The sequence below is a fragment of the Paenibacillus lemnae genome, assembly GCF_012933385.1.
Lineage (GTDB): Bacteria > Bacillota > Bacilli > Paenibacillales > Paenibacillaceae > Paenibacillus_AQ > Paenibacillus_AQ lemnae.
In genome coordinates, this window is the sequence record NZ_JABBPN010000009.1 from 155,659 (window position 1) to 164,932 (window position 9,274).

The window sequence follows — 9,274 nt, forward strand, 5'->3', positions numbered from 1 at the left end:
TGCTTATTTTTAAATTGGGGTGTGTATCCATGACGGAAGCAAGACTGCTGATCTGCGATTATTCCTATCACAGTGAACGATTCAGCCACAGCTACAAAAGCGGACTGACCTCCTATCTGTTCAGGCTGCAGACGGAAGGCTCTTCCCGGGCCTACTGCAACGGTAACGAATATCTTCTTCAGGCAGGTGACCTGCTGCTGCTGGAGCCGGGGGATGAATATGAACTGCAGGTCAGCGACGAAAAAAATGACGGCCGGATGTCGAGCGGTGATTACTATATATTTTGCGACGGTACATGGATCGAGGACTGGTGGAAACGCATGTCGCGGCAGCGGGTCAACCGGATTACCATCGACGATCATCTGCTGGGGTTATGGAGACAGCTGCTGCTGGAGAAGCGCCGCGGCCTGGAAGGCGAGAACGGGGAGCTGATCGGATATCTGCTTCGCGGGTTGTGTCTGTGCCTGGACCGGGCCATCACCGAAAACAAAACGACAGACCGTTCCGCCTTCACCGCCCTGCGGCTGAAGCGGTTCATCGAAGAACACGCGACGGTCACCTTCAAGCTGGATGAGGCTGCGTCTCATGTGGGTCTCAGCCTGTCCCGGGCGGTTCAGCTGTTCAAGGCCAGTTACGGCAAAACGATGATTCAGTATGCGCTCGAGATCCGCTTGAACGCCGCCGTGGAGCGCATGAAATACAGCTCTATGACATTGGAGGAGATTGCCGAGACGTGCGGCTTTGCCAGCTATTCGTATTTTCACCGCGTGTTCCGCTCCAAATACGGCATGCCGCCAGTGAAATTCCGGGAGGATCAGCAGCAGATGACCCTCCCGGCAGAGCTGCCGTAGCTGCGTAGTGCGGAATGCGCTGGGGTGCCCCAGCGGCAACGGGGTGCTGTGCAATGAGGTGGTGGCGGGGATGCTGTTGTGTGCTGGCGGGAGCTGGTGCTGGTGGGCCCCAACGGGCAGCGAAGTGCTGTGCTGCTGTGCAGTGAGGTTGTTGGCGTTGGTATTCTGAGGGGCAGATCCCTGGGCTGGCGCTGATCTGTCAGTTGAAGTCGCTGTAAACGGAGATGCTGGTGTATTTTATCAGGTATTTAAGGACATCTGGTTCCCTTAATCCGCTCTAACGGACATACAGTCCGTTAGAAGTAATATTTGGCACTTTTGCATACGCTAACGGACATACAGTCCGTTAGCGTGCCAAAAACAGGGTGGGACAGCGCAAAACTCCCTTCTAAGCGTCTCCTGTGTCCGTTAGAATCGTAAAACACCTGCAAAATGGGCTTTAACGGACTGTATGTCCGTTAAAGTACAACTTACTGCTTACTGCGAATATGCGGCTATGAAGCGGGAGGCGGGATGTGCGGCAGAGGAACGGGGCGCTGCGAATGTGCTGCTGTGAGCGGGGTTCCCGCATCTGCGGCAGTATAATGAGTACTGCGAATGTGCTGCTGTGAGACGTGATGCTGCGAATCTAAGTAAGTGAGGCTGAGTGACGCATCTACGGCAGTGCGCCATAGAGACGAGTGCTGCGAATATCCGTTAGAAGTGCCGCAGCGAACAGCCCAAAACGGCCATCCTTTCTCTACCAGCTTGTTTATTGTCATCATGGAATATGTTAGATTAGAGCCAGAAACCTTTGCTTTTTAGGAGATGGATATGTATGAATCTTGCTCAGCCGCTGGATGATTTGGAGTGGCAGACACTGATACAGAACACCGCCGCGTATTTTTCGGACCTTATGATCAAGCGCGGCTTTCAATATTACAAGCAAAACCGGGTGAAGTCGATGCAGCTTCATGAATCGGGCGAGATCGATGCTATCGTCAATGGCGGCAAGTCCTATCAGGTCCGCATCCTTCCGGAATCCCTGGAAAACAGTGCATGCACCTGTCCGGTAGGCGAGGCCTGCAAGCATATGGCGGCCGTCCTGTTCCAAGCGGCCTCCAGTCAAGGGAGGTCCGTCCTTGCTCTGGCTAATGCTCATTCGTATCTGGACGTGCCGAAAATTGTAACTAGGGACAAACCGCAGGCAGTCCAGGCGCAGAAGCCGCCCTCTGCCGTGAAGCAGCATCAGGAAGCCTTGGCAGCGCTCCGGGATCAGGCCTCTCGCATGCAGGACATGCCGATATCCGCCTGGCATGAGCTGTTTCAAAAGATGGCAGCCATGACGGGCACCCCTGCCTCCAGTCCTTTGTATGCCCGCAACATGCTGGCGGCTTTGACGGATATCAAGCCCAGCTCCGCGGAAAAGAGCCGTCCTCTGATGGATGCTTTATATGACCTTCACGCCAGGCTGTTCGTCCTGGATAAGCTTATCGGTCAGCCGCAGGCTCCCGGAGCCGGGGCTACGCTGTTCATGGGCTATCATGTGCAAATGGCAGCAGATGATATTGCGAAAGACGTCCACCGCCGCTTGCAAAGCGAGGCTTGGGCGTTCCGGCTCGAGGACAACGATGGATCACATCAGGAACGCCTGACGGAAACGCTGCACTGGCTGAGAGGAAAAATGCTGATCGAGCCGCGAAACCACCCTTTTTTCTCACAAATCTATAATCGTCTCTGGATCGATGGCATTGCACCTTATTGCCGGAATCAGGAAACCTTTAGACATGAGCTGCAGCAGCTGAGAACCGCTGAGCTTGAGCTTGCCCCGGGGTTACGTGCTTCCGGCATGTTCGCCCAGAGTCTGATGCATTTTTACCTGAACGAAGATGAAATGGCTTGGGATCTGCTGCGTGCAGCCGACAAAGCACTGTATATCCAGCCTGTCCATCTGCTGCATTTTTTGCAGGTGCTGAAGCAAAATGCCTCCTGGAAACGCCTGACGGAGTGGCTGGTTCAGGCCGGTCCCCTGCTGGCCAGCTACCGCAACCAGCGGATGGACGAATATATGTCATACTGGGAACACGCCGTAGAGCATATACCGCATGCCGAGCAGCAGCTGTGGGATACGCTGAGCGAGATGCTTCCCTACTCCAGTCAGATCTACCAGGACGCACTGCTCTCCCGCGGGCAATGGCGCAAGTGGATGGATTATCAGCTCAGTACCGGCCGGGAGCCGCTGGAGTTTCGGGTCACCGTACTTGCGCCGATTGAGAAAGAGGCTCCTGAGCTGCTGCTCCCTTTTTACCACCAGGCGGTGGAACGATATATTTTGCAGAAAAACCGAAGCAGCTACAAATCTGCAGTCAAACTCCTGAAACGGCTGGCCAAGCTGTATAAAAAATTAAAGCAGACCGAGCGCTGGAACGCGTTTATGGACACTTTTGCTGAACGCCACAGCCGGCTGCGCGCGCTTCAGGAGGAGCTGCGGAGAGGAAAACTGATATCATGAGCATGCATACCCAAACGATCCATGTACAGATTACGTTGAGTGCATACGGAGACGCCTTGATCTATGGCGTACTGGATACCGGAACCTATCTCTCCGGACAATATTTAAAACAGCGGCTGTTCGCCTGGCATGAAGATTCTGTCTACGGTACGCAGCTGGAGGTACAGCAGATTCAGGATGTCGAGCTGGTCGTGCTGCCTGCAGAGCAGGTGATTCCTTTCTTCTCGGAGCTGCCGCTGCTGTCGCATATTTCCTGGAACTGGGGGGATGAAAGCCAGCCGTTCATGGAACTCGCACCGGTCCTGCAGGATCTGATAAGCCGCAAAGCCTTCGTCCCGAGCTTTGACGCTTATAAAGAAGGAAAGCTTCAATGGACCTGGGATGCCGAAGCGCTGGATGCCAGAGCGAGGTCCGTGCTTGCCGATTTGGAAGAAGACCCGCTCTTTAGTGAGGGGATGAATGCTGCATTCACCGCATCGGTCTTCCACCAATGCTTCGGCACGGAGGCGGATGCAGCAGATCTGCGGCAGGAATATCCGCTTCTCTTCTCCCGCGACCGTACCGCTGCCAGCGGTATGGATGCCTCATCTTGGCTCATTGCCATTGGCTGGAAAGCGGATATCGCCCCATTCCGGCCGATCCTGCAGCTGCTGGAACCGGATGAAGAAGAAACCGGCTGGCGGCTCACCCTGGTACTGCAGGATAAGGCCGATCCCACCGTCCTGTTTCCCATTCGGTTGACCGAAGACGGCCGGGCATATGGTTCATGGCCGGACCCATGGTCTGTACATGTGGAAGAGCGTTCAGCCGGTTGGCTGGAACGCCTCCGCGGAGCTCTTCCTGCTTCCATGCGCTCAGGGGACAGCCAGGATCTGTTCGGAGGTCCCCTGACCGACGAAGCCGCCTGGCGGTTCCTTACGTCAGACAGCGCCCGGCTGCTGCAGACCGGATGGCAGGTGCTGCTCCCGTCCTGGTGGGAGGCGGCGAGCCGCAAGCGCCCTCGGCTGCGGGCCAAGGTCCGCACCGGAGAAGGTGCGGAACGCGGTGCGGGCAGCTCGCTGTTCGGCCTTGATTCTCTTGTCAATTTTGACTGGCGTATCGCAATTGGCAATGCCGACCTCACGGAAGCCGAGTTCGCGGAGCTGGTCGCCCGGAACGAGCGGCTGGTGAAGTTCCGCGGCCAGTGGATTCCGCTGGACCCGGCACTCATCGCACAGATCCGTCAAGCCATGTCGGGTGTGGACAAGTCGGAGGGCCTGTCCTTTCAGGACATTCTCCACCTGCATCTGCTGGGGGCGGGCGAAGAAGGCGCGGAAGGCAGTGCTGTGGACGGCGAGGAGAAATCGCCGGAACGCGTCCGCCTGGAGGTGGAGTTGAACGAGCACCTTCTCCGTCTGATCAGCCAGCTCGGGCGCCAGAGCGAGGGGCCGCTGCTGCCGGTGCCATCCAGTCTGCGGGCCGAGCTGCGCCATTACCAGCATGAGGGGTACTCTTGGCTTGCTTTTCTGCGGCGCTTTGGACTGGGTGCCTGTCTCGCTGATGATATGGGACTGGGCAAAACCGTTCAGTTTATCACCTATCTCCTTCATATCAAAGAGACCGCCGCGGAGCAGACAGAAGGCAGCCAGGAGCGCAGGCCCTCCCTGCTCATCTGTCCGACCTCCGTGCTGGGCAACTGGCAGAAGGAACTCAGCCGGTTTGCCCCTTCGCTCCAGATTATGCTGCATTACGGCAGCAAGCGGTACAGCAGCGAGGAATTTGCTGCTGAAGCAGCCGGAGCGGATCTGGTGCTGACTTCCTATGCCACGGCAACACTGGATCAGGAGCTGCTTCAGAGCCTGAAATGGGAGTCCATCTGTCTCGATGAAGCGCAGAATATCAAGAACGCGCAGACCAAGCAATCCACTGCGGTGCGCAGCTTCCCGGCGAGACACCGGATTGCCCTGACCGGTACGCCGATCGAGAACAAGCTGGCTGAGCTGTGGTCGATTTATGATTTTATCAACCCGGGTTATCTGGGGGGATTGCGGGCATTTACACACCGTTTTATCCAGGCGATCGAGAAAGGCCAGGACGAAGACAAAACCGCCGATCTGCAAAAGCTTGTCAAACCTTTCATGCTGCGGCGCAAAAAGAAAGACCCGAACATCCAGCTGGATCTGCCGGATAAGAATGAGATGAAAACCTTCATCCACCTGACCACAGAGCAGGGTGCGCTCTATGACCAGACCGTCAGCGACCTGATGACACGGATGCAGAAGCTGGAAGGGATTGAGCGCAAGGGTGCGATCCTGTCAGCACTCACCCGCCTCAAGCAGCTGTGCGACCATCCGCTTCTGCTATCGAAGGAGCCTCTTCCGTTCAGGGAGGAACCTGCTGGCACTGAGGCTTCACGCCAGCTGCAGCATGCCGGGTTAGGGAACAATCTCTTTCAAGGTGATGAATCTGGCGGTGACCAGGACCTGATCACCGTCAAGGGTATTCCAGCAGGAAAAGCGAAGCCTTCCTCCGCCCAGCTGCTGGACACGGAAAGCATCATCAGCCGCTCGGCCAAGCTGGAGCGCCTGCTGGCGCTGGTCAAGGAACTTCGGGAGGAGGGCGAGCGCTGCCTCATCTTCACCCAGTACATCGGAATGGGTGAGATGCTCCAGCAGGTGCTGCACCAGGAGCTTGGAGAACCGGTGCTGTACTTGAACGGCAGTACGTCCAAAAGTGCGCGTGACCGGATGATCGACCAGTTCCAGTCCCGCACACTGCCGGCAGATGAACAGCCCAATGTGTTCATCCTGTCTATCAAGGCCGGCGGGGTCGGGCTTAACCTGACCGCAGCCAACCATGTGTTCCACTACGACCGGTGGTGGAACCCGGCGGTGGAGAATCAGGCCACGGACCGCGCCTACCGCATGGGCCAGACCAAAGATGTTCAGGTGCACAAGTTCATCTCTCTCGGCACGCTGGAGGAGAAGATCGACGAGATGCTGGAGAGCAAACAGCAGCTCAGCGATAATATCATTTCCTCCAGCGAGGGCTGGATCACCGAGCTGTCGACCGAAGAGCTGAAGGATCTGTTTACACTGCGGCGTGATTGGGCGTAATGTGGCGAAACGGTGCGGCGAAGCGGCCGATTTTAGAGGTCGGGCTGCTGCATCGGCAATGCACTGCATTGGCCAAGCATATCAAGCTGTATAAAAAGGCTGTCGGGGTCGTAAACTGCACCCCGGCAGCCTTTTTGCCGTTGTCATATAAATTTAGCTACTATATGATATGTATAACCTTATTTTTCCATAAATAATGACCTTCAACGTACAACCAGATCATCCCAGGGAGGATATAGCAATGTCAATGGATACATCACTTCTTGCAGCGTACGGATCTTACAAGGTACCTGAAATCATCGTTTCTTTGCATACGCTTGATAAGCATTTCCTAGACCGGGGATTTAGCATGGATCTTATCTCCTTTCGTTTAGCGAACTCTTATTTCCCTTACTCCATCACACCGCCAGATCTGATTCCCATCGCCGACACGGGCGGGGCTGGCATTCATTTTGGATTTTTAACGGATTTTGGCCGGGTCAAGCATCTGGAGGATGCACCCATTGTCTGTGTAACTCCCACGGATGACCCTCCGCTGCGCCTAGTTGCACGTAATATTGTGGAATTCATGGATCTGATCGTTTCCGTACCCCATGCCGAGTGCTTGGAAGCTTGGTGGCCCCATCGGGACGGGGATCAGCCTCCGGAAACCTATGAAACTGTTGATGACGACGCACCCCAGTCGCTAAGACTTGCGTATGATGAGATCCATTCACGTCTCAAACAAGAATTAGGTGCAGCGAATCGACCTGTGCTTCCATACCTCCGGGAAACCATGAATGAGAGGGCGCAGTCCTCTGTCCTTTCCACTCTGGATGGGTTGGGCATTATCGGTAATGCCCTAGTCCACGGCGAACACTATGCATTTCAGCCCCATGCACCTCAGGATGAAGCAGAGCTGCAAAGAATGACGGCTTATTTTGAAGCTGCCTCCAGTATAGAAGCCAAGCTCGCTTTCATCCGTGACATCAACTACATGTATGTTCATAACCAATTTGACGCGCCATCTCCCGTATTTGAACTGCTGAAACAATTTATGATGTCTATGGGATTGTATGATGAGGTGACTCGTATGTTTGATATTAGGCCGACTGCTTGATGATGACCCGCACTGGCCCGTGTCCACCCGTTCGGTGTTACATTCATGCCTGCATTATCCCTGAAGGTTCCAGCCCGCGCCATAGTGAAAAATGCATCTCCCTGTGATACAATACTACAATTGCAAGGAACGAAAACCTTAGGGAGGTTTAGCAAAGCACCATGCTTATTATTGGCATTGCCGGTGGTACCGGTTCCGGTAAAACGACGGTGGCCCGTTCGGTTATTGACCGACTGGGACCTGATAAAGTGACTTTTGTATCTCAGGATAATTACTATAAGGACAACCCTCATCTCAGCTTTGCAGAACGTGAAAAGATCAATTATGATCACCCGTTTGCCTTTGACACCGCACTGCTGGTTCAGCATCTGGAGCTTTTGAAATCCGGGCAGCCCGCTCAGGCACCGGTTTATGATTTCTCCAATCATGCCCGCTCACAGAAAGAGACGCTTGCGCTGACGCCGAACCATATTGCCATTATTGAAGGACTGCATGTGCTGTCTGACGAGAACCTGCGCCAGCTGCTGGACATCAAGGTGTTTGTTGACACCGACCCCGATGTGCGGATTCTGCGCCGGGTCGTGCGTGATATCGAGGATCGCGGGCGGACGATTCAATCCATCCACGACCAGTATCTGAGCACGGTGAAACCGATGCATGAAGCGTTCATCGAGCCCTCCAAGAAATATGCGGACATTATTATCCCTGAGGGCGGGGAGAACGAGGTCGGTATCCAGCTGCTGTCTATTTTGACCGAAAAATATCTGACCGGTGAGCGCCGGTGGGGAAGCTGATTTTTTGTTAAATACTTCCTCTTTATAAAACCCCTTCCCATGACGGAAGGGGCTTTTTTTTGGAGTTGATTCAAGTGACGATTGCAACAAGATCTTTAGCAAAAGGACAAATAAAATCGTGGGGTAACAGTTTGGCTGTTCGTATACCATCTGAAGTGGCTAAACAAGCAAAACTTTCAGAAGGCACAAACGTAAACTTCCACGTATCGGAAGATGGAAATATTGTACTGCGTCCTGCGTATCCTGCTGCCGATGATCAAGAAGGCCTTCGAGCATTGTTTTTGAGTCTACGAGGATCCTCCAAATCTGGTATAAAAGCGCATGAAGAAGAATTCGTAGAGCCTGTAGGAGATGAGATCATCTAATGCCCATAACGGGAACTGTAGTCCGTGGAAGCATAGTATGGGTGAATCTAAACCCCACGAAAGGGCACGAGCAGGCTGGATATCGCTCAGCCATTGTACTATCCGATGGATTGATTGATGAATCCATTGCTGATTTAGCCGTATTAGTACCCGTAATCAGCTCCCGGAAGGGGTACTCTTTTGAGGTTGAAGTTCCTAAAGGTATTCATATTAATGGGAGCTTAGTGGGTAAGCCCGAACTTACAATTTTAAGCGGAGCCGCGTTGACTATGCATACCAAGTCGATCGACTTATCCGCAAGGAATGCTGCGGTTATTGGTCAAGTAGATGTTAATTCTGAATTTTTTATACGAGTAATCAGCATTGTTCGAGCAATTCTTGCCTAACCATGTTATACGATAAGCCTCTCCTTTATGAAGGGACCTTGTTGCAGGAGTATGTTCTTAAGATCGATGTGCTATCTGTAAAATAAAAAAAGGCTTCCGGGAAAATAAACTGTACCCCTTGTAAAGGACATTTTAAAAAAGGTTAGGATACGTGAAGAAGCTGTTGCCTGTATGTTGCAGGCGGCAGCTTCTT

General features: G+C 53.8%; 8 protein-coding genes. 7 read left to right on the top strand and 1 reads right to left on the bottom strand.

All coding sequences use genetic code 11. The features are described 5' to 3' along the window. Window positions 1-29 precede the first annotated feature (29 nt). On the top strand, window positions 30-851 hold the full coding sequence (locus HII30_RS11795) for a helix-turn-helix domain-containing protein (protein ID WP_169505233.1): 822 nt from the start codon (window positions 30-32) through the stop codon (window positions 849-851). 494 nt (window positions 852-1,345) lie between these two features. Here the strand turns inward: HII30_RS11795 and HII30_RS11800 are convergent, their stop codons facing one another. Beyond that, window positions 1,346-1,615 carry a hypothetical protein gene (locus HII30_RS11800; RefSeq protein WP_169505234.1) on the bottom strand — a complete coding sequence of 90 codons (270 nt, stop codon included), beginning with the start codon at window positions 1,613-1,615 and terminating at the stop codon, window positions 1,346-1,348. Between the two features lie 53 nt (window positions 1,616-1,668). Here HII30_RS11800 and HII30_RS11805 point away from each other — a divergent pair, with 53 nt between their 5' ends. The 6 genes from HII30_RS11805 (at window position 1,669) to HII30_RS11830 (ending at window position 9,081) form a co-directional block, all read left to right on the top strand. Further along, the gene (locus HII30_RS11805) at window positions 1,669-3,342 is read left to right on the top strand and encodes an SWIM zinc finger family protein (RefSeq protein ID WP_169505235.1); all 1,674 of its coding nucleotides are present in this window, start codon (window positions 1,669-1,671) and stop codon (window positions 3,340-3,342) included. Beyond that, a complete protein-coding gene (locus HII30_RS11810) occupies window positions 3,339-6,437 on the top strand; it encodes a DEAD/DEAH box helicase (RefSeq protein WP_169505236.1) in 3,099 nt (1,032 codons plus the stop codon). Before HII30_RS11805 ends, HII30_RS11810 begins: the two co-directional genes overlap by 4 nt. A 241-nt stretch (window positions 6,438-6,678) precedes the next feature. After that, the gene (locus HII30_RS11815) at window positions 6,679-7,536 is read left to right on the top strand and encodes a hypothetical protein (RefSeq protein WP_169505237.1); all 858 of its coding nucleotides are present in this window, start codon (window positions 6,679-6,681) and stop codon (window positions 7,534-7,536) included. Between the two features lie 161 nt (window positions 7,537-7,697). Then, complete coding sequence (gene udk, locus HII30_RS11820) at window positions 7,698-8,330, top strand: uridine kinase (protein WP_169505238.1); 633 nt, start codon at window positions 7,698-7,700, stop codon at window positions 8,328-8,330. 59 nt (window positions 8,331-8,389) lie between these two features. Then, window positions 8,390-8,695, top strand: a complete 306-nt coding sequence (locus HII30_RS11825; RefSeq protein ID WP_211184558.1) for an AbrB/MazE/SpoVT family DNA-binding domain-containing protein — start codon at window positions 8,390-8,392, stop codon at window positions 8,693-8,695. Then, the gene (locus tag HII30_RS11830) at window positions 8,695-9,081 is read left to right on the top strand and encodes a type II toxin-antitoxin system PemK/MazF family toxin (RefSeq protein WP_169505239.1); all 387 of its coding nucleotides are present in this window, start codon (window positions 8,695-8,697) and stop codon (window positions 9,079-9,081) included. The genes HII30_RS11825 and HII30_RS11830 overlap by 1 nt, the downstream gene beginning before the upstream one ends. Window positions 9,082-9,274 lie beyond the last annotated feature (193 nt).

Excerpts from the sequence above, each read along its gene's own strand:
- HII30_RS11795 (WP_169505233.1), top strand. The coding sequence starts at position 30 with ATGACGGAAGCAAGACTGCTGATCTGCGATTATTCCTATCACAGTGAA.
- HII30_RS11800 (WP_169505234.1), bottom strand. The coding sequence starts at position 1,615 with ATGATGACAATAAACAAGCTGGTAGAGAAAGGATGGCCGTTTTGGGCT.
- HII30_RS11805 (WP_169505235.1), top strand. The coding sequence starts at position 1,669 with ATGAATCTTGCTCAGCCGCTGGATGATTTGGAGTGGCAGACACTGATA.
- HII30_RS11810 (WP_169505236.1), top strand. The coding sequence starts at position 3,339 with ATGAGCATGCATACCCAAACGATCCATGTACAGATTACGTTGAGTGCA.
- HII30_RS11815 (WP_169505237.1), top strand. The coding sequence starts at position 6,679 with ATGTCAATGGATACATCACTTCTTGCAGCGTACGGATCTTACAAGGTA.
- udk (WP_169505238.1), top strand. The coding sequence starts at position 7,698 with ATGCTTATTATTGGCATTGCCGGTGGTACCGGTTCCGGTAAAACGACG.
- HII30_RS11830 (WP_169505239.1), top strand. The coding sequence starts at position 8,695 with ATGCCCATAACGGGAACTGTAGTCCGTGGAAGCATAGTATGGGTGAAT.